The organism is Stutzerimonas stutzeri, from assembly GCF_002909485.1.
Classification (GTDB): Bacteria; Pseudomonadota; Gammaproteobacteria; order Pseudomonadales; family Pseudomonadaceae; genus Stutzerimonas; species Stutzerimonas stutzeri_AH.
Genome location: NZ_PPXG01000006.1, coordinates 332,861 through 351,439, shown reverse-complemented (window position 1 = coordinate 351,439; position 18,579 = coordinate 332,861). Strand labels below are relative to the sequence as shown.

General features: G+C 62.5%; 17 protein-coding genes. All 17 read right to left on the bottom strand.

Going from position 1 to position 18,579, the window contains the following annotated elements:
* Positions 1–150: 150 nt before the first annotated feature.
* Positions 151–1,659 (bottom strand): sigma-54 interaction domain-containing protein, encoded by a 1,509-nt coding sequence (locus CXK91_RS16445; protein ID WP_103457188.1) that lies wholly within the window; start codon positions 1,657–1,659, stop codon positions 151–153.
* A 10-nt stretch (positions 1,660–1,669) separates the two neighbouring features.
* A complete protein-coding gene (tssH, locus tag CXK91_RS16440) occupies positions 1,670–4,261 on the bottom strand; it encodes a type VI secretion system ATPase TssH (RefSeq protein ID WP_103457171.1) in 2,592 nt (863 codons plus the stop codon).
* Between the two features lie 11 nt (positions 4,262–4,272).
* Positions 4,273–5,280, bottom strand: a complete 1,008-nt coding sequence (gene tssG / locus CXK91_RS16435; RefSeq protein ID WP_103457170.1) for a type VI secretion system baseplate subunit TssG — start codon at positions 5,278–5,280, stop codon at positions 4,273–4,275.
* Positions 5,244–7,034 carry a type VI secretion system baseplate subunit TssF gene (gene tssF, locus CXK91_RS16430; RefSeq protein ID WP_103457169.1) on the bottom strand — a complete coding sequence of 597 codons (1,791 nt, stop codon included), beginning with the start codon at positions 7,032–7,034 and terminating at the stop codon, positions 5,244–5,246. The genes tssG and tssF overlap by 37 nt, the downstream gene beginning before the upstream one ends.
* 51 nt (positions 7,035–7,085) lie before the next feature.
* Complete coding sequence (locus CXK91_RS16425; RefSeq protein WP_103457168.1) at positions 7,086–7,448, bottom strand: hypothetical protein; 363 nt, start codon at positions 7,446–7,448, stop codon at positions 7,086–7,088.
* Entirely contained in the window at positions 7,435–8,073 is a 639-nt protein-coding gene (locus tag CXK91_RS16420; RefSeq protein ID WP_103457187.1) for a DUF2931 family protein, read from the bottom strand. The genes CXK91_RS16425 and CXK91_RS16420 overlap by 14 nt, the downstream gene beginning before the upstream one ends.
* A 56-nt stretch (positions 8,074–8,129) precedes the next feature.
* On the bottom strand, positions 8,130–8,516 hold the full coding sequence (locus CXK91_RS16415) for a hypothetical protein (protein ID WP_103457167.1): 387 nt from the start codon (positions 8,514–8,516) through the stop codon (positions 8,130–8,132).
* On the bottom strand, positions 8,509–9,954 hold the full coding sequence (locus CXK91_RS16410; RefSeq protein WP_103457166.1) for a PAAR domain-containing protein: 1,446 nt from the start codon (positions 9,952–9,954) through the stop codon (positions 8,509–8,511). The genes CXK91_RS16415 and CXK91_RS16410 overlap by 8 nt, the downstream gene beginning before the upstream one ends.
* An 11-nt stretch (positions 9,955–9,965) precedes the next feature.
* Positions 9,966–10,373: a type VI secretion system baseplate subunit TssE gene (gene tssE, locus CXK91_RS16405; protein ID WP_103457165.1), complete on the bottom strand. Its 408-nt coding sequence runs from the start codon at positions 10,371–10,373 to the stop codon at positions 9,966–9,968.
* Positions 10,374–10,377: 4 nt separating this feature from the next.
* Positions 10,378–11,856, bottom strand: coding sequence for a type VI secretion system contractile sheath large subunit (gene tssC / locus CXK91_RS16400; RefSeq protein ID WP_103457164.1), 1,479 nt, complete (start codon positions 11,854–11,856; stop codon positions 10,378–10,380).
* Between the two features lie 26 nt (positions 11,857–11,882).
* Complete coding sequence (gene tssB, locus CXK91_RS16395; RefSeq protein ID WP_008567243.1) at positions 11,883–12,389, bottom strand: type VI secretion system contractile sheath small subunit; 507 nt, start codon at positions 12,387–12,389, stop codon at positions 11,883–11,885.
* Between the two features lie 17 nt (positions 12,390–12,406).
* Complete coding sequence (tssA, locus tag CXK91_RS16390) at positions 12,407–13,969, bottom strand: type VI secretion system protein TssA (RefSeq protein WP_103457163.1); 1,563 nt, start codon at positions 13,967–13,969, stop codon at positions 12,407–12,409.
* A gap of 360 nt (positions 13,970–14,329) precedes the next feature.
* Positions 14,330–15,232 carry a D-hexose-6-phosphate mutarotase gene (locus CXK91_RS16385; protein ID WP_103457162.1) on the bottom strand — a complete coding sequence of 301 codons (903 nt, stop codon included), beginning with the start codon at positions 15,230–15,232 and terminating at the stop codon, positions 14,330–14,332.
* A 137-nt stretch (positions 15,233–15,369) separates the two neighbouring features.
* The gene (locus tag CXK91_RS16380) at positions 15,370–16,059 is read right to left on the bottom strand and encodes an ABC transporter permease (RefSeq protein WP_058065372.1); all 690 of its coding nucleotides are present in this window, start codon (positions 16,057–16,059) and stop codon (positions 15,370–15,372) included.
* A complete protein-coding gene (locus CXK91_RS16375) occupies positions 16,056–16,751 on the bottom strand; it encodes an ABC transporter permease (RefSeq protein ID WP_103457161.1) in 696 nt (231 codons plus the stop codon). The genes CXK91_RS16380 and CXK91_RS16375 overlap by 4 nt, the downstream gene beginning before the upstream one ends.
* Positions 16,752–16,815: 64 nt before the next feature.
* Positions 16,816–17,571: an ABC transporter substrate-binding protein gene (locus CXK91_RS16370; protein ID WP_103457160.1), complete on the bottom strand. Its 756-nt coding sequence runs from the start codon at positions 17,569–17,571 to the stop codon at positions 16,816–16,818.
* A gap of 14 nt (positions 17,572–17,585) precedes the next feature.
* Entirely contained in the window at positions 17,586–18,359 is a 774-nt protein-coding gene (locus CXK91_RS16365) for an ABC transporter ATP-binding protein (RefSeq protein WP_103457159.1), read from the bottom strand.
* Between the last annotated feature and the right edge of the window lie 220 nt (positions 18,360–18,579).

The window sequence follows — 18,579 nt, the reverse complement described above, 5'->3', positions numbered from 1 at the left end:
TTCGCTGACCAGCTCCAGGTCGAAGCGATAGGGTTGGCTGATGGCTTCGCGGCCCCGGAATTCGAGCACCTTGAAGTCGTGCTCGATGCCTTCGAGGGTCAGTGTGAAGTGGGCCTGGTTGGCTGGGTTGAACATGACGTCTTTCCTTCCTTAGAGATCGGCCGGGCTGATATTCAGCCGTTCCATGCGATACAGCAGGGTGCGCCGCGGCAGGCCGAGTTCGCGGGCGGCCTGGCTCTGGTTGCCGCCGTTCTTGCGCAGGCAATCCATGAGCAGGCTGCGTTCGACCCGCTCCATGCGTTCGCGCAGGTTCAGGCTGCTGTCCAGGCTCGCTTCCACATGCAAATTGAAGTGTTCCGGCAGCAGCTCACCGCCCTCGCAAAGCAGCACGGCGCGCTCCACCAGACCTTTCAATTCCCGCACGTTTCCGGGGAACGCATAGCCTGCCAGACGTTCTAGCGCAGCGTCGGACCAGCGACACAGATCGCGCTGCAGGAAGGCGCAGGCCTTGTCGGCGAAGTGCCGGGCCAGACGCAGGACGTCCTCGTCACGCTCGCGCAGCGGCGGCAGTTCGATAGGGAAGTGCGAGAGGCGGTAGAACAGGTCCTCGCGAAACAGGCCGTTCTCGACTTGACTGCGCAGGTCGCGATGGGTGGCGGCAACGATGCGCACGTCGACCTTGTGGGTTTCGGTGGAGCCCAGCGGGCGCACTTCGCCTTCCTGCAGCACGCGCAACAGCTTGGCCTGCAGCAGCAGCGGCATGTCACCGATCTCGTCAAGAAACAGCGTGCCGCCGTTCGCCGCATCGAGCAGGCCGCAGCGGTCGCGGTCGGCGCCGGTGAAGGCGCCCTTGCGATAGCCGAACAGTTCGCTTTCCAAGAGCTGCTCAGGCAGCGAGGCGCAGTTCTGCACGACGAAGGGCTTGCTACGGCGGAAACCGCAGTCATGGATGGCGCGCGCCACCAGTTCCTTGCCGGTGCCGGTTTCTCCCGTGAGGAGCACGTTGACCGGGCTGTGCAGCACCTTGCCGATCAACTGGTAGACCGCGCGCATGCGTGGGCTGTCGCCGATCAGGCCGTAACCGCTGGAGCAGGGGCTGACCGGTGCGGCGGGCGGCGCGGTGCTGCCGGGTGCACGCAGGCGCTGGAGCAGATGCAGCTGGGCGAGGCCGAAGGCACCGAGCTGGGCCAGCGAGCCGCTGAAGCCTTGTAACTCGCGTGACTCGATACTGGCCGTGAGCAGCAGGCCGGCGACGCGCTGCTGCTCGTCCTGCAGCGGCAGGCAGAGCAGGCTGCGCCACGGTTTCGGACTATCCGGCAGGAAACCCGAAGCATGCAGGCTGCTGTCCAGTTCGCTGAGGCAGAGGGGCTGGTTCTGGCACAGGCAGTACTGGAGCAGCTGCTCGCCGTCGTAATCGCTCGGCAGGCTGGTGGCTTCGCGTGGCTGCAGCAGGCCGTTGTGCCATTCAGCGCAGAGCGTCAGGCGAGTGTGGGTGGCGTCCAGTAGATAGAGCTGGCTGAGCTGGCAATCGCTCAGTTGCGCGGCGGTTTCCACCAGCCCGCCGAGCAGGCTGTCGGCGTTCGCCGCGCGTGCCAGCCCGGCGAAGCACCCCAGTAGGGCCTCGGCATAGCGCAGTGGTTGCGGCACCTGATTGAACATCGCGGACATCTCAGGCGAACTCACAGATCAGCGCGCCGTCGCCATTCAGCGTGGCATGCACCCGCTGCAGCGGCTCACCACTGGCCATGGCATCAAGCAGGCGGTCCACAACCAGCGGTTGCAGGTGCTGCTCGATCAGATGGTCGATCAGTCGCGCACCGCTGTCACTGGCGCCGCAGCGCTCGGAGAGGTGCGTGACCAGCGCCAAGCAGTGGCTGAACTGCAGCTGGCGCCGCTGCAACCGCTCACCGAAGCGCGCAAGCTTGAGCGCGACCAATTCGTCGAGCACCGCGCCAGCGATAGGGTAGTAGGGCACCACCCGCATGCGCCCCAGCAGCGCCGGCTTGAAGTGCTGCGACAGCTGTGGGCGTATCGCCAGTTCCAGGTCCTCGACAGTCGGCCGCTGCCCGGCGGTGCAGAAACTGGCGATGCGCTCGCTGGCGAGGTTGCTGGTCATCAGGATCAGGGTGTTGCGGAAGTTGATCTCGCGGCCTTCGCCGTCATTCGCCACGCCCTTGTCGAAGATCTGATAGAAGACGTTCATCACATCCGGATCGGCCTTCTCCACCTCATCGAGCAGGATCACCGAGTAGGGTTTCTGCCGCACCGCTTCGGTGAGCATGCCGCCTTCGCCGTAGCCGACGTAACCCGGAGGCGCGCCGATCAGGCGGGAAACGCTGTGTTTCTCCTGGAACTCGGACATGTTGATCACGGTAAGGAAGCGCTCGCCGCCGTACAGCAGGTCGGCCAGGGCCAGGGCGGTTTCGGTCTTGCCGACCCCGCTGGGGCCGACCAGCAGAAACACGCCCACGGGAGCGTCGGGCTTGTTCAGCCCGGCCGCAGCGGCGCGCATGGCGCGATCCAGCGCTTCGACGGCCTGTTCCTGTCCGCGCACCCGGGCGCGCAGATCGGCGGCGAAGTTGGCGACCTGCGAGCTGTGTTCACGGGCCAGCTGCGACAGCGGCACGCCGGTCCAGTGGCTGATCACCTCCGCCACCAGGCGCGGGCAGACCTCATGGCTGACCAGTCGCTGCTCGGTCTGGGCCGCGGCAAGTTCGGTCTGCACGGCGCGCAGCTCGGCCTCCAGCTCATCGAGCGAGGAGAGCTTGCCGTCCTCGTTCGCATCGTTGCGGGCTTCGGCCGTGCGTTTGCGCAGGTCGAGCAGGCGCTCAGCGAGTTCCCGTTGCTTGGCCCAGCGGGTTTCCAGTTGCTCAATCTCGGTCAGCGCCGTGACCAGGCGCTGCTCCAGGCGTTGGAGGGCAGCCGCATCGACCGGCAGGCCGGCGGCCAGATCGCGGCGCAGGGCTTCACGCTGGCGCTCGCCTTCGGCGATTTCGCCACGCAGACGTTCCAGCGCCTCGGGCGCGGCGGCGAGACTGATGCGCACCCGTGCGCAGGCGGTATCCAGTACGTCCACTGCCTTGTCCGGCAGCTGTCGGCCAGCCAGGTAGCGAGCCGATAGCTCGGCGGCGGCCGCGACCGCATCGTCGCGCAGGTAGATGCCGTGGCTCTTTTCATAAACCGGCGCCAACCCGCGCAGAATGATGACGGCTTCCTGAACGCTCGGTTCGTGCAGCTGTACCGGCTGGAAGCGACGGGCCAGCGCCGGGTCCTTCTCGAAGTATTTCTTGTACTCGCTCCAGGTCGTCGCAGCGATGGTGCGCAGCTCGCCGCGCGCCAAGGCGGGCTTGAGCAGGTTGGCTGCATCGCCGCTGCCGGCCTGGCCGCCGGCGCCGATCAACGTGTGCGCCTCATCGATAAACAGGATGATCGGCTTGGGTGAGCCCTTCACCTCGTCGATCACGCCCTGCAGGCGGCGTTCGAATTCGCCCTTCACGCTGGCGCCGGCCTGGAGCAGACCGAGGTCGAGGCAGAGCAGCTCGACGCCCTTGAGTACCGCAGGCACTTCGCCTGCGGCGATGCGCAGTGCCAGGCCTTCGACGATGGCAGTCTTGCCCACCCCGGCCTCGCCGACCACGATCGGATTGTTCTTCCGCCGCCGGGCGAGGATGTCGATCATCTGACGGATCGCCGCATCACGGCAGAGCACCGGATCGAGCTTACCGTCGCGGGCCTGCTGGGTGAAGTTGTGGGTAAAGCGCGACAGGTTCGACTCGCCACCGGCTGCCGGCTTGCCATTCGCAGTCTGCGGCTGCTGGCTGAGGGCGAAGTCGCGCAGGCGCTCGGCGTCCAGCCGGGCCAGCAATGGCTGGTAGTGGCTGCCGGCATAGCGCAGCGGATTACGCAGTAGAGCGAGAATCAGCGCGGCCTGGTCGATCTGGCTTTGGCCGAGCTCCAGGTTGGCCACCAGCAGGGCATCCTGAAACCACTGCACCAGTTCGGTGGAAAACACCGGATTGCGCGACTCGCTGTGCTCGCCTCGTGGTTGCAGCGCCTGCGCCAGTGCGCCGGCGTCCACCTCGGCATCCAGCAGCGCACGCGCCAGCAGTCCTTCGGGCCGTTCGAGCAGGCCGAGCAGCAGATCCTCGACGAGGATCTTGCTGCCACCACGCACCACGCAGCGTTCAGCGGCGCTTTCCAAGTCGCGTTTGGTTTCGGCGTCTAGTGCTAGTACCAGCTGTTGCAAGTCGACATTGATCATTTTCATCTTCCTTAATGGGTCTGGCTGCCCAAGGTGACCAGACCGTCGGCGCGTTCGCGCCCGAGCCAGCTGGTCCAGCCGAGGCGGCAGTTGTTGGCGGCGCCGATACGTAGTTCACGGATCTCGTCTGGGCGAAGCTCCAGGCGCAAGTCGTAATCCAGCGGATCGCGCAGGGTGAAACGCACCAGTGCACAGAGCGGCTGGTAGCCGCTGCCGATGGGCAGGAATTCGTGGAAGCGATTCCAGTCCAGCTGGCGGATATGGATGCGGAACTTGCCGCCGCGGTCGCGGACCCGCTCGCCGAGCACCAGGCTTTCACCCAGCTGGCTGTTGGCTAGCCCGAGGCGGTTGCGTTGCTCGTCGAGGATTTCCACCTGGCGCTCCAGGCATTGCTCGATGTTCAGCTCGGCGTGCTTGAAGTAGTAGCGCAGCACCGATTCGATCAATGCCGCCGAGTGCGCGCGCAGGCTTAGTAGACCGAGATAAGGCAGCAGGCGCTTCCAGTTCAGTTCTGGCGCACTGCGGATGGCCTCGCCGCTGAGCCCGACCAGGGCAAAAAGCTGCTCCGAGAATGGGTCATGGGCGCCGCTGGTGAAGCGGGCGCGGTAGCGGTATTTCTGCCAGATCGGCAACAGCAGGCGCTGCAGGCGGTTGTTGAACAGGTCGAGAAAGTTGCGGGTCGGATTGCCGTCCTCGCTATCGCCAAGCGCCTGTTCACCATAGAAGGCCGGCAGCGGCGAGCCGGCGCCGAACAGGCTGACCAGATTGATGCGCAGGCGCGCGCGCCACTCGCCATGCTCCTGGAAGAACTGCACCTGCTCCATATCGCTGCCGGGAAAGCCCAGGCTCGGGTTTGCCTGGAACTCCAGGCGCTCGTAGAGCGTCTCGTCGTCCAGGCCAGGGTCGAGTTGACGTAGGCGATCAAGCACCAGCAGTACACCCTGGAACAGGCTGTACTCGCGGATGCCGCGGTTGAGCGGTTTCAGAGCAGCGGTTGCTGACCCATGCGCGGCGTCCATTGGTACACCTCTCCCTGTGTGCTCTGCACGCGCAGCTCGTGATACGAGTTGAGGCTGGCGTAGAGGGCGAAGAATTCATTGAGTACCGAGGCGAAGAGGAACAGATCGCCCTCACCGATGAAGCCGTCCTGGTTCATGGTCAGTTCGGTACGTACGCCGCGCACCGGCAGCCCGCGATGCAGGCGATCGACGTGCTGGTGGGCGATGTGAGTCAGGCTGCCGAGACGGCGCCGGCTGACGTTCTCGGCGTGCTTGTCGTAATAGCGCGGCAGGTCGTAGGTCTCGAGAATCACCTTGAGCGCCTCGACGTTGACCAGCGACAGGTAGTTCAGCGACATGTTGCTGATCAGTTTCCACAGGTAGTCGCGCTGCAGTGGCGGGGCATAGCTCGGGGTGACTGCCGAGATATTGCGGAAGCTGAGGAATTCCGGGGTGTCTTCGCTGGGCTTGCAGATGTCGCCGAGCTTCAGTTGGCGCGGCAGGTTCTGGTTGGTGCAGGTCAGCTCGATGGACAGCGTCTCGTGCTGGTCGAGGCTGCGCAAACCGAATCCCAGCCAGGTTTCCTGGCCTTCGCCGAGCATCGAAGGCTGCTGCCTCACGCTGTAGTGGGGGCGCGCCACCGGCACATCGAAGCTGGCGTCGTGCTCGAAGGATTCGAACGGCACGTATTCCTCGTAGCCCATGCCGCCGGGTTTCCAGCCGGTCACGCGGTCTACCGAGAACACGCCGCACTGCTGTGAATCGTATTCGGCGGGCAGCAGCAGGTACTGGTCCTGCTTGCCGTCCAGGCGAATCGGGATGGCATCATGGGGGAACAGGTTGACCACGGGCGTGCAATACAGGCGCACGTTGTCCAGCGTCGGGCGGATGCGCTGCACGCCGGCCTTGTGGATATCGAAGCGCAGCTCCAGACCACGGGCCTGTTTGAGCAGATCCTCGGGAATGCGCTGAATGATCTCCAGACCCTTGAGATTGACGAAGAGGAACTTGTCCGGGAAGGCGAAATATTCCTGCAGGTAGCGATAACCGCGGAAGGTGTTGAGCGGGTAGGGGATCAGCGCCTCATCTTCAGCGAAACCCACCGGTTCGACTTGCTTGGCGTTGAGCTGCAAGGGCGCCAGCGGCCTGCCATCGTGGCCGGACAGCGGTTTGCCCTGATCGTCCAGCAGCACCAGTTCGATGCCGCCCAGGTGACGCAACAGGCTCAGGTAGAGCAGCTGACTGATATAGGGCTCGCCGGCCAGGTGCAGGCGCAGATGACTGAGGCCGATCTCACCAAGATGGCCGTCGGCGCTCATCTGCAGGCGCAGGCTGAGCAGCGCCCCAGTGCCTTTGACCGAATACTCCAGCGCCTGCAACGCCAGCGGCAGCACCTCGGTGGCGTAGGCGGTACGAAAGCAGCAACTGACGCCCTGCACAGGATTGGATTCCACCGGGGTGTTGCGCGGCACCGTCAGCGCTGGGCCGGGGCGCTTCAGCGGATCGAACTGCAGCATGCTGAACGCAGGCAGCGGGCGCATGTAGTTCGGCCACAGCAGATGCATCAGCGAGTGAGTCAGCTCCGGCAGCTCGTCATCGAGCTTCTGCCGCAGCCGCCCGGTGAGAAAGGCGAAGCCTTCGAGCAGCCGCTCGACATCCGGATCCCGCCCGGCCTGCCCGAGGAATGGCGCCAGTGCTGGACTCCGCTCGGCGAAGCGCTTGCCCAGCTGGCGCAGGGCGGTGAGCTCGCTCTGGTAGTAATGGTTGAAAGACATGTCTAACGATTCATCCTTGTCGTTCCGTGTCCGGCGCTGTGCAGATTGCACCTAGCGTCGGCGGTAGCATCCCGTGGTGGTGTCCATGTCCACGAGCAGGCAGTTGCCGCTTGGCACAAGTCTCATCTTGTCGAAGAGCGCCCTTAGCCCGCGCTCGCGTAGCTCGATCTGCCCGTCCACCATCGCCCAGCGCCCTCGACCCTGGATGTCGAGGCTGCCGTAGTAGAGCGCTGCCTCGAACGTGCCCTGTTCATGGAGCAGCAGCTGTGAGCCCATTTCCATCACGCCGACCAGTTCGTAGCGCCCGGCCAGTTCGCGCGGCGGCGGGGAAGTGTTGGTGCAGGCGGTCAAAGTCAGCGCTAGGACAACCAGCGCCAGGCGGGCGCAGGGTGAGGAGGGTTTACCACGAGCCATAGGGCACCCCATGTTGCTCGATATAGGCCTTGGCTTTGTCGGAAAGGGGGTAGGCGTAGCGCCCCTCGTTCTGCCCAAGGCTCGGCCCTAGCTTGCTAACTGCAGCCTCGAAGCGGCCAATCTCGATGGATTGCAGGCAAGGTCCGCCTAACCAGGCCTTGGCGATGCCGCCGGGAGCGAGGCCGATGGTGATGAATCGGCGATACATGCCTTCGACGACACGCTTCTCGCCACGGCAGTAAGGCGCCTTTGGCTTGAGCGTCTCCTCCCGTACCCACTCGGGAACGTTGATGCGCACGTTATAGGTCTGCGGCTCGACTAGCGATTGCCAGCGCACGAAGATAATTTCTGGCAGGTCAATGCCGCGCAGGCCTTTTCCTGCTCCTCCTGCCGGGTGTGAAGGCCAGCCCGCGGTCGTGCTGGCATAGGATGGCACTCCGCCGTTAACTCTTTCGTATGCGAGACCGCGGCGGTCGATCACGTCCACGCTTTCTACCCATACTTCCATATGGTCCGGCGCGAAAGTGCCGGCGTACCACGCGTCAAAAGGCAGCTTAGGTTGGGCTTGGCTGGCAGCGCAGCCGCTGAGCAGACCGAGCACGCAAGCGAGGAAAATTTTTTTCAGCTCGCTTTGGTCATAGCATTCAAGCGGCACGCTGTTGGTCGCCTCAGCATTTGAAGTCATGGGCATAGCGCCATGTCACGGACCCGCCAAATCGTTATGCCGCGGGCTTTACGCTCGATTGGCGACTGCGCTAACTGCGCTAGAAAACGCGCTTTATCGAGCACGATCGACTTGCCTTGAGCGACGATGTCCAAACGGTACCCAGGCGGAACACTCTGCTCGAGGCTATCGCTGAAAGTGACTTGGGACAGAACTTCGATGGATTCGCCTGAATCGAGTTTTTGACCCGGGCTAAAGGGTTCCTTGCCATTCGAATATTCGTGAACGGATATTTCGACGGGATAGACGCATGTGTTTTCGAAGTTGGCTACGAAAGCGATTTTCGGTTGCGCACTGCAGCCGGCGATAAAGAATGAGCAGAGCAGTAGGCTTCGCTTAAGCATTGAATTTCACCCTTGCTAACCAGAGCAGCCCCTTTACATCGTTCTCCGAAGCTACGGTGCGCGCCCAATAGTCCAACATGTTGCGTGGACCATCAGAGTGGTAGTGCATAAGGTCTATTTCCCCTCCGGCAGGGACCGGGTTGTTGTCCAAAGGCTTCTGGGTCAGGACTGTGGAGGTCGACTTGTGACTCCACGAATACTCAGGAATCATCCCGCCATCCCCATACTCGTTCAGTATGAGGTGGCCCAGCTCATGTGCCGCGGTATGCTCGAACTCCTGGTCAGCGAAATCGCCCAGATAGTTGGCCGCGGCCCACCAGCCTTGGTTGTGGTAGATCTTCTTGAATATCGCAAAGCTGGTGGAACGTCCGAAGTCATCACTAATCGACGCAATCAAGGGGAAGTCTTTGGCGCTAGGCTTTTCGTTTATCCGCGCCGACACCTTGACTCGGAAGACGCCCTTGTCAGTTTGGACGGCCGCTCCAATGGCGCCACGACTCCCATCACGCGACCAGTAGCGTTCAATACCGCTCTTCGCTAAACCTTTGAGTTCCTCGAAATTTCTGGCCGTCAGTTGTTCATTACGGCCCTTGATCCCGCCGTTTGAAAAGCTCGGACGGACAGTGAGCTCTACCGTATTCCCGTTGCGATTAACACGTGCATCGACCCAGGTGGCTTCCTCGGCAGAGTTGCTCAGGCGTAACGCTGTCACCTGCTCTTCGGCGCCGATGCGGGCTGTCAGCCTTACTACTAGCTGCTCACTCTTGAGCACCTGCGTATCTAGAACCCCGTGCAGGTCATAGCCGTCCCACTGCCAGAGGTGCTTGCCTGCGGGTAGTAATCGAGAGGTATCTGTTTCGCTATATATCAACGCTCCCCTATCGAAAACTTCGAGAGCCAAACTGTCAGGCTTCTGACTGCGGTTCTGTACTAGGAAGTCGATGGTTTCCCGGTTTTTCGTGGTGCCCGAAGGCAATTCTGCAAAGTCTGAAATCATAAGGGGCGTCAGCACTCGGTTGCCTCCATGCATAAGCCGGATGCTGTAGTTCAGCGCCGATTGTTCTGAGGCTTGCGCAGCAGGAACAATGGCATTGATGAGGGTGGCTGCGGCGGTTGCTGCAATGGAAAGCGAAGAAACCGGGCTGGCCGGCATTCCGCCGCCACTTGCGCCAATAATCACCGTCCCCGAACCCGCGATCACGACATTGCCATGACTCCCCACACTGCCTACCACCGCCGCCGGCTTGCCATCGATCAGCACGTTGGGGATCACTGCGCTGGCCATCGCACCGCCGCAGGCGGAGGCGTCGCCCATGCGTGCGGCCGGCAGGCCGTCGAATAGCACGTCGGGCGAGCCGGCGGCGATGGGGTTGGTGCCGTGGCCCGTCTTCGGGCAGGCGGTAGGGTCGCCGAGGCGGGCTGCGGGTTTGCCGGACATCCGTTGTCTCCTTACTGGACCTTGACCTGTCCGCTGCCATCCAGGCTGGCGGAGAAGCTGACTTGGCGCTTGAGGCCATCCACTTCCAGCAGGCCTTCGATGATGAAGGCGAGGGTCAGTGGATCGTGGGTGCGCGGCAGCGACAGCACGCGAACCTGGGTCAGCCTGGGTTCGTACGCTTCGATGAAGCGTTCGATGGCGATACGCGCCTGCTGCAGCGAGTCGTGCAGCGACAGGCGCATATCGTTCAAATCGGGCAACCCGTAGTCGGGCAGCGTCTGCACGCTGCCCGCTCGGGTGCTGAGCATCTTGGCCAGATGGGCAGCCACCGAGGCCATCGCCGCGACTTCGCCGCTCCAGCCAGAGCGCCGTGCGGCTTCGCCGCCGAGGCGTTCGAAGAGGCTGCCGTATCCGTTCAAGTGCTTACTCCTTGTCCAGCTTGCCGACCAGTGACAGGGTGAAATCCGCGCCCATGTACTTGAAGTGCGGACGCACGCTGAGGCTTACGCGGTACCAGCCCGGCTCGCCCTCGACGTCGCTGACGTTGACTTGGGCGGCGCGCAGCGGACGGCGGCTGCGAACTTCCGAGCTTGGGTTCTCTTGGTCGGCGACGAACTGGCGGATCCACTTGTTCAGTTCCAGTTCGAGGTCGGTGCGCTCCTTCCATGCACCGATCTGCTCGCGCTGCAGCACCTTCAGGTAGTGCGCCAGGCGGTTGACGATGAACAGGTAGGGCAGCTGGGTACCGAGCTTGTAGTTCAGCTCGGCGGTCTTGCCTTCCTCGCTGTTGCCGAAGAACTTCGGCTTCTGCGCCGAATTGGCAGAGAAGAACGCGGCGTTGTCGCTGCCTTTGCGCATGGTCAGTGCGATAAAGCCTTCTTCGGCCAGCTCGTACTCGCGACGGTCGGAAACCAGCACTTCGGTCGGGATTTTGGTTTCGATTTCGCCCATGCTTTCGAAGTGGTGCAGCGGCAGGTCTTCCACTGCGCCCCCGCTCTGCGGGCCGATGATGTTCGGGCACCAGCGGAACTTGGCGAAGCTGTCGGTCAGGCGGCTGGCGAAGGTGTAGGCCGTGTTGCCCCACAGGTAGTGCTCGTGGCTGCCGGCGACGTTTTCCTTGTAGACGAAGCTCTTCACCGGGTTGTCTTCTGGATCGTAGGGGTTGCGCAGCAGGAATCGCGGGACGGTCAGGCCGACGTAGCGGGCATCTTCCTGTTCGCGGAAGCTCTGCCACTTGGTGAACTGCGGGCCCTCGAAGTGATCCTTCAGGTCCTTCAGGTCCGGCAGACCGGTGAAGCTCTCCAGGCCGAAGAATTTAGGGCCGGCAGCAGCGATGAACGGCGCGTGGGACATGCTCGCGACACTGGCGACGTACTGCATGGTCTTCACGTCAGGCGCGCTGGGGTCGAAGAAGTAGTTGGCGATCAGCGCACCGACCGGTTGGCCACCGAACTGGCCGTATTCGGCGGTGTAGATGTGCTTGTACAGGCCGGACTGAACGATCTCCGGGCTGTCCTCGAAGTCGTCGAGCAGGTCCTGCTTGGAGGCGTTGAGCAGCTCGAGCTTGATGTTCTCGCGGAAGTTGGTGCGATCCACCAGCAGCTTGAGGCCGCGCCAGGAGGATTCCAGGGCCTGAAACTGCGGGTGGTGCAGGATCTCGTCCATCTGCTGGCTGAGCTTGGCGTCGATCTCCGCGATCATGCGGTCGACCATGGCCTTCTTCACCGGCTCGTTTTCGTTCTGCGGCTTGAGCAGTTCTTCGATGAAGGCCGAGACGCCGCGCTTGGCGATGTCGTAGGCCTCGTCGTCCGGGGTCAGGCGGGTTTCGGCGATGATGCGGTCGAGGATGCCGCCTTCGGCGTGGTGTTTGCCGTGCTCGACGGCGGCTGCGCTAGTGGTCATATGAATCTGCTTCCTTGTCGGTGATTTCAGGCGTCCAGCTTCTCTTTGGCCGCCAGGCCCAGCTCGCCGAGTACGCGGTCACGCGAATCGTCGTCGGCGAGCACGCTTTCGATGGCCTTGCGGAAAGCCGGGGCATTGCCCAGCGGGCCCTTCAGGGCGACCAGGGCGTCGCGCAGTTCCATCAGTTTCTTCAATTCGGGGACCTGCTCGACCAGATTGGCCGGGTTGAAGTCCTTCATCGAGTTGATGCGCAGCTGTACGGCCAGCTCGTCATCGGTCTGCTCGTCCTGCAGACGGTTCGGCACGCCGAAGGTCAGGTTCAGCTCCTGCTTGGCCAGGACCTCGTCGAAGCTGTTCTTGTCGATGGCGATGGGCTTGCGGTCCTCGATCTTGCGATCGTCGGCGCGCTGGGTGAAATCGCCCAGCACCATCAGCTTAAGGGGCAGCTCGACCTCTTCCTGAGCATTGCCGGTGGCCGGCTTGAACGTGACGTTGATGCGTTCCTTGGGTGCAACCGAGCCTTCTTTGGCCATGGTGTTCTCCTTTGCGGTTAATCCAGCACCACTTCGAGATCGAGGTGGCACAGCCTGCGGTAAATCTCATCCTTGCTTTCACGCACGGCGTGGTTCTGCGGCAGCAGCTCGCAACAGCTGTGCAGCAGGCGCAGTACCTCGAGGGCGAGATCGGGTTCCCAGCTGCCCAGGCCACTGGCCTCGAGCTGCTGGTCGAGTGCTTCGAGCTGGGTTTTGGCCAGCTCGTATTTCTTGGCCTGGTAGCACAGGCGGGCGAGGCTCAGCTGCCAGAAGAAGCGCTCGCGGCCGCCACGGGCGCGAGCCAAGCCCTGCTTGAGCTGCTGCACGGCCGGCTTGAGGCCTTCTTTGCGCAGCAGCGGCACGGCTTCTTGCAGAGCGAGTTCCCAGCTTGGCAGCGCGGTGCCGGCGGCAGGCGATTCTTCCTGTCTGGCGGCCGTGGCCGGCTGCACATGGGGCATGACCTGGCCGCTGATCCAGGCGCGGGTTTCGGCATCGGCGAACGGGGTGCCGTCGTGAAAGCACAGTTCCTCCAGACGCGGTACGCGTTGCAGGAACAGTGCAAGCTGGATCTCCACTTCGCGCATGGCCTGCGCGGCGTCCAGCTCCTGCAGGCACTCCCAGGCCAGGCGCTGACCGTCCAGCCAGAACGGCGCGCGCGCGGTGCTGTTTTCCAGATCCACCAGCAGGTCAGCGTACTGCCCCTGAGCGAAGCGTTCGCGATAGCTCGCCAGCTTGTCGGCGGGTACGCCACGTAGCGCGGTGATTTGCTCGCTGTTGTGTTCCGGCAAGCTGTCAATGCTCAGCCAGAGCAGGGTGCGCGCCAGGCGCAGGGGGCGCAGATCGCTGGTGCGCTGCTTGAGCCACCAGGCGGTCAGCGGGCGCGCCTGCTCCTGCAGGTTGCGCACCGCCTTGAGCGCTTCCTTGTCGTTCTCGATCGGTGAGCCTGGGGCGAAGACCTGGCTGGCGACCTGTTTCACCTGGGCGATGGCTGCGCCGACCGTCCCGGGTTGTGGTTGTCCCGAGCTGGCGCGCTTGACCATGCCGTCGAGCTGGCGACATAGCGGCAGCAGCAATGGCGCGTCTTCACCAAGATGGCTAGAAAAGCACTGCTCCAGTGCATGCAATTGCTCGGCGAGGCTGCGGAACAGGGGCAGTTGTTCGCCGACTGGCACGTCTTCGGAGAAGGTCTGTTCCAGGCGCGGCAGCAACCAGTTGATCGCGGCGGCGCGGGTGCGTGGCTTGCGTGGGTGCAGCTCGTCCCAGTGATTGCTGCACAGGTATTGCAGCAGGCTCAGGCCAGCCTGTAGCCCAGCGAAGGATTCGCGTTGGAACAGGCTCCATGTGAGCCAGGCTGCCGCTCGGAGGTCCTTGGACAGCGAGGCGAGCAGCATTTCGCTGCCCTCGCGGACCTTCTGCCAGTCGATACCGGTGGTCTGGTGCAGCGCTCCGGCTTTGGCCAGTTCGGTTTCCAGCAGTTCGAATTCACTGCTATAGCGAATATCGTCGCCAGCGAAATTGCTGTCATTGACCGGCTTTCTGGCAAGTTCCAGATAATGCTTGCTGAGTGCGCTGGCGTGCATTGGGTCTTCCGTGACGCTCAAGTTCGATCCGTGAACTTTGAAACATGTTTCCCATAGTTGGAGAGAGCATGTTTCCGAGAGGGGGTGCGCAACTTCTTGCACACTTGCTTTGCGCAACTACTTGCGCAAAGCCCTTATGGGATGGGCATCCTAGACGTGGGGTATGTGCCGTTCAAGGCAATAAGTGTGACCCGTGTTGCAACGAGAAATATTAGGTGGCGCTTTACGGAACTAATTGGAAAGAGGGGGGAAGAGCCTTTATCCAAAAGTAACTGAACGTGTAGGAGATAAGATGTTTGCCCGTAGGAGATAACTTACAGGCAAATGGCTATCCCTTCATGGAACCGAACTGGCTAATTGTTATAAGCCAGTGTCGCGAGTTTGGATCAACAGTGCAGTCTCGTGCCGCTGTCCCGGTTCGAGCACCACAACGTCTTCCATCACGTTCGCCGTTTCGATACACAGCATCCGCTGCCAGGCGTCGTCGGCAAAGCTGGACAGACGTCTTGCCTTGTCTATCCAGGGGTTCCACAGCACGGCGGACGTCGAGCCGCGGGTGGTCAGCTGGATACGCCGGTTCCAGCCCGGGTCGACGAGCGTGAGGACCGTGGGCAGGTTTTGATAGATACGGTCGGTCTCGCTGCCGAAGTGCAGGTCGCCCTGTTGCTGGTGTTCTTCCCAGTTCTGCAGGGTATCGATGTAGGGGCAACCGGCGAGGCCTTCCACCCGAACCTGATGGATGTCGCTGATGGCGAAGTAGGTGTGCAGCGCTTGGCTGATGCTGACATCTTCGCTGCCGTTGTTGCGGCTGCTGAGTGTCAGTTGGAGATCGTCGGCGAGGCGCACATGCAGAGCCAGTTCGACCTGATGAGGCCAGCCGGGTAGTTCGCCGAGCGCTTGGGGGCAATGGAATTCGAGAACGGCAACGTCGCCTTCGCTGCGCTGTTCGTGCAGTTGCCAGGGCAGGGTGCGCACCAGTCCGTGGAAGGGCGCTGGCTGTTCGCCCTGGTAGCTTGCCTGCACCGACTGCGGGTTGCGCGCCAGGTCGCCGAACCAGGGCCAGCAGATCGGCACCCCGCCGCGTACCGACTGGCCCTGCTGGAAGGTGGCCTCTTCGCTGAGCCAGATGATCGGCGGCGCGTCGCCCTGGCGGTAGCTTAGGATCTGCGCGCCTTGCTCGGTGATCAGTAGTTCATCTTCGCCGCGGCGGATTCGCCAGCAGGCGAGTTGATCCATTTCGATGCGTTGAATATCGACTGACATGGGCAATCTCATGGTGGGGTCGGGTTTGCGTCTGACCGCGGGGCTGCGGCGGGATTCAGCCGAGATGGCCGGCAGTGGATGATGTCGCTGCGTGTACTGAAAGCCTCCTCGCTGCGATCGAGAAGGCTTTCAGGCGGTTAGCGGCCCTGGCAGGCGTCGACCCGCAGCCAGCGTTCCAGCAGCTTGAAGCCCTGCATCAATACGAAGGCGATCAGCAGATAGATTAGGCCGGCGGTGAGGAACATCTCCTCATGCTGATAGGTGCGCGCAGCGATCTTGCGCGCCATGCCGGTCAGCTCCAACAGCGTGATCGTACTGGCCAGCGCGCTGGCCTTGAGCATCAGGATCACTTCGTTGCTGTATGCCGGCAGGCCGATGCGCGTGGCGCGCGGCAGGATGATGTGCAACAGCGCCTGCGCACGCGACATGCCCAGCGCCCGCGCGGCTTCGATTTCGCCGGGTGGTACGTTCTGGATCGCGCCGCGGATGATCTCGGCGATATAGGCGGCGGTGTGCAGCGTCATGGTGATGATGGCGCACCAGTAAGGGTCACGCAGGTAGACCCAGAGCGCACTCTGGCGCACGATTTCGAACTGCGCCATGCCGTAGTAGACGAGAAACAGCTGGACCAGCAGTGGCGTGCCGCGGAAGAAAAAGATGTAGCCGTAGGGCAGTACGCGAACGGCCAGATGCCTGGATGAACGGGCAATACCCAGTGGGACGGCGAGGATCAGGCCGGCGATTACCGAGACGCCAACCAGTTGCAGGGTCAGCCAGGCGCCATCGGCAAAGCTCGGCAGCCACTTGATTAAGGTTTCCCAGGTCATGCTGCGCTCCGCACGAAGCCGCGGCCGGCACGTTTTTCAAGGAAGTGCATGCCGACCATGGCAACGATGGTCAGGCACAGGTAGATGAAGGCGGCTACCAGGAAGAAAGTGAAAGGCTCCTTGCTGGCGGTGACGGCAATCTGCGAGCGACGCATGATTTCCTCAAGGCCGATCACCGAGACCAGCGCGGTGTCCTTCATCAGAATCATGAACAGGTTGCCCAGGCCTGGCAGTGCCAGGCGCCACATCTGCGGCAGGATCAGCCGCGTGAAGATTCGCCGCTTGCCCAGCCCCAATGCCAGGCCAGCCTCGCGGTGCCCCTTGGGAATGGCCAGCAGTGCGCCGCGAAAGACTTCGGTGGCATAAGCGCCAAAGCACAGGCCAAGGGCGATGGTGCCGGCGACGAATGGGCTGAGGGCCAGATTCGCGATGCCGAACAGCTCGCCGATGCCGCGAATCAGGCTGATGGTGCCGAAGTAGATCAGCAGCACCCAGAGCAACTCGGGGACGCCGCGCACGATGGTCGAATAGGTGCCGCCGAGCCAGCGCAGCGCGCTGTAGGGTGAGGTCTTGGCGAGTGCGCCGAGCAGACCGAGCACCAGCCCCAGCGCCAGGGAGGCGAGGGCCAGTTGGATGGTCATCCAGGTGCCGGCGATCAGGGCCGGACCGAATCCGTGAAGGTCAGGAATCATAGGAGCTCAAACACCGAAGCCCGGTCGGCCAGAAAGCTGGCGACCGGGCTTCGGCTCGGTTGGATCAGTAAATGCTGAACGGGAAGTACTTGTCGTTGATCTGCTTGTAGGTGCCGTCAGCGATGATGTCCGCCAGCGCCTTGTTCAACTTCTCGCGTAGCTGGTCGTTGCCCTTGCGCACGGCGATGGCGATCTTGTCGTCATCGAATACCGGCTCGCCCTTGAACTCGAAGTTCTTGCCGGCATCGCTCTTGAGCCATTCCCACTGCACGAAGGTGTCAGCGAGGATGCCATCGACACGACCGGAGGCCAGGTCCAGGTAAGCGTTTTCCTGGGTGTCGTAGAGCTTGATATCGACTACGCCGTCGAGGTTGTCTTCCAGCCAGGTGCCGGCAATGGTTGCGCGCTGGGCGCCGATGACCTTGCCGTCCAGGTAGCCCTTGTCCGTCTTGAAGTCAGTGGACTTGGGTGCCACGAACTGCAGCTTGTTGGTGTAGTAGTGGTCGGTGAAGTCGACGGCGTTCTTGCGCTCTTCGGTGACCGACATCGATGCGGCGAGGAAGTCGAACTTGCCGGCGTTCAGGGCCGGGATGATGCCGTCCCAGTCGGAAGTGACCACTTCGCACTCGGTCTGCATCTTGGCGCAGAGAGCGTGGGCGACGTCCAGATCGAAGCCAACCACCTGGCCACTGGCGTCAATCAGGTTGAAGGGCGGGTAGGCGCCTTCGGTACCGATCCGTAGTTTTTCCGCGGCAAATGCTTGGCTGCCGATGATCAGGGATGCAGCAGCGGTCAGCAGGATCTTCTTATAGCTCTTCATGCGGTGTTGCTCCATTAGCGATGGCTGGACATGAATTGTTTACAGCGCGCCGATTGAGGATTGTCAAATACCTGCTCGGGCGTTCCTTGCTCCTCGACCAGGCCCTGGTGGAGGAATACGACTTCGCTGGATACCTGCTTGGCGAAATTCATCTCATGGGTGACGAGCAGCATGGTGCGGCCTTCTTCGGCGAGCGACCGGATCACTGTAAGCACTTCTTGTACCATTTCCGGGTCCAGCGCCGAGGTGGGTTCGTCGAACAGAATCACCTTGGGCTGCATTGCCAGCGTACGGGCGATCGCCGCGCGTTGCTGTTGACCACCGGAAAGCTGGTTGGGATAGACGTGACGTTTGTCGGCGATGCCGACCTTGGCCAGCAATGCCTCGGCTACCTCGGTGGCTTCGGCCTTGCTCTGACCGAGCACGCGGCGCGGTGCCTCGATGATGTTGTCGAGGATGGTCATGTGCGGCCAGAGGTTGAAGTTCTGGAACACGAAACCCAGTTCGCTGCGAATCCGGTTGAGCTGCTTGCCGTCCGCGGCAACCAGGTCTCCCTGCTTGTCGCGCTTGAGCTTGAGCTGCTCGCCGGCCACCAGAATCTCGCCCTCATTGGGGTTTTCCAGCATGTTGATGCAGCGCAGGAACGTGGATTTGCCAGAGCCTGAAGAGCCGAGGATGGAAATCACATCGCCATCGCGGGCGGTCAGCGAAATGCCTTTTAGAACTTCCAGATCGCCGTAGCGCTTGTGCAGGTTGCGGATTTCCAGTGCAGGGATGGCCTCGGCCATGAGGGGTCCTCTTACAGACCGGCGAAGGCCGCCATGGTCTAGATATTCTGTTGGTGCGCTCCGCGCGAACTGCTCGCCATCCTGGCGAGGCGCAAACCTAGCATGCGATGCGGCATGCGCCAAGCGCGATGCGGCGTTGGGCTACGTGACCGGCTGGTCATATTTTGCCGGCTCGTCGCGTTGCCCCTATCTATATAGATGAAATTGGCATCGCCCGCGC

Bases quoted from the DNA above. Each gene is read 5' to 3' on its own strand.
- CXK91_RS16445 (WP_103457188.1), bottom strand. From the start codon at position 1,659: ATGTTCAATCAGGTGCCGCAACCACTGCGCTATGCCGAGGCCCTACTG.
- tssH (WP_103457171.1), bottom strand. From the start codon at position 4,261: ATGATCAATGTCGACTTGCAACAGCTGGTACTAGCACTAGACGCCGAA.
- tssG (WP_103457170.1), bottom strand. From the start codon at position 5,280: ATGGACGCCGCGCATGGGTCAGCAACCGCTGCTCTGAAACCGCTCAAC.
- tssF (WP_103457169.1), bottom strand. From the start codon at position 7,034: ATGTCTTTCAACCATTACTACCAGAGCGAGCTCACCGCCCTGCGCCAG.
- CXK91_RS16425 (WP_103457168.1), bottom strand. From the start codon at position 7,448: ATGGCTCGTGGTAAACCCTCCTCACCCTGCGCCCGCCTGGCGCTGGTT.
- CXK91_RS16415 (WP_103457167.1), bottom strand. From the start codon at position 8,516: ATGCTTAAGCGAAGCCTACTGCTCTGCTCATTCTTTATCGCCGGCTGC.
- CXK91_RS16410 (WP_103457166.1), bottom strand. From the start codon at position 9,954: ATGTCCGGCAAACCCGCAGCCCGCCTCGGCGACCCTACCGCCTGCCCG.
- tssC (WP_103457164.1), bottom strand. From the start codon at position 11,856: ATGACCACTAGCGCAGCCGCCGTCGAGCACGGCAAACACCACGCCGAA.
- tssB (WP_008567243.1), bottom strand. From the start codon at position 12,389: ATGGCCAAAGAAGGCTCGGTTGCACCCAAGGAACGCATCAACGTCACG.
- tssA (WP_103457163.1), bottom strand. From the start codon at position 13,969: ATGCACGCCAGCGCACTCAGCAAGCATTATCTGGAACTTGCCAGAAAG.
- CXK91_RS16385 (WP_103457162.1), bottom strand. From the start codon at position 15,232: ATGTCAGTCGATATTCAACGCATCGAAATGGATCAACTCGCCTGCTGG.
- CXK91_RS16380 (WP_058065372.1), bottom strand. From the start codon at position 16,059: ATGACCTGGGAAACCTTAATCAAGTGGCTGCCGAGCTTTGCCGATGGC.
- CXK91_RS16375 (WP_103457161.1), bottom strand. From the start codon at position 16,751: ATGATTCCTGACCTTCACGGATTCGGTCCGGCCCTGATCGCCGGCACC.
- CXK91_RS16370 (WP_103457160.1), bottom strand. From the start codon at position 17,571: ATGAAGAGCTATAAGAAGATCCTGCTGACCGCTGCTGCATCCCTGATC.
- CXK91_RS16365 (WP_103457159.1), bottom strand. From the start codon at position 18,359: ATGGCCGAGGCCATCCCTGCACTGGAAATCCGCAACCTGCACAAGCGC.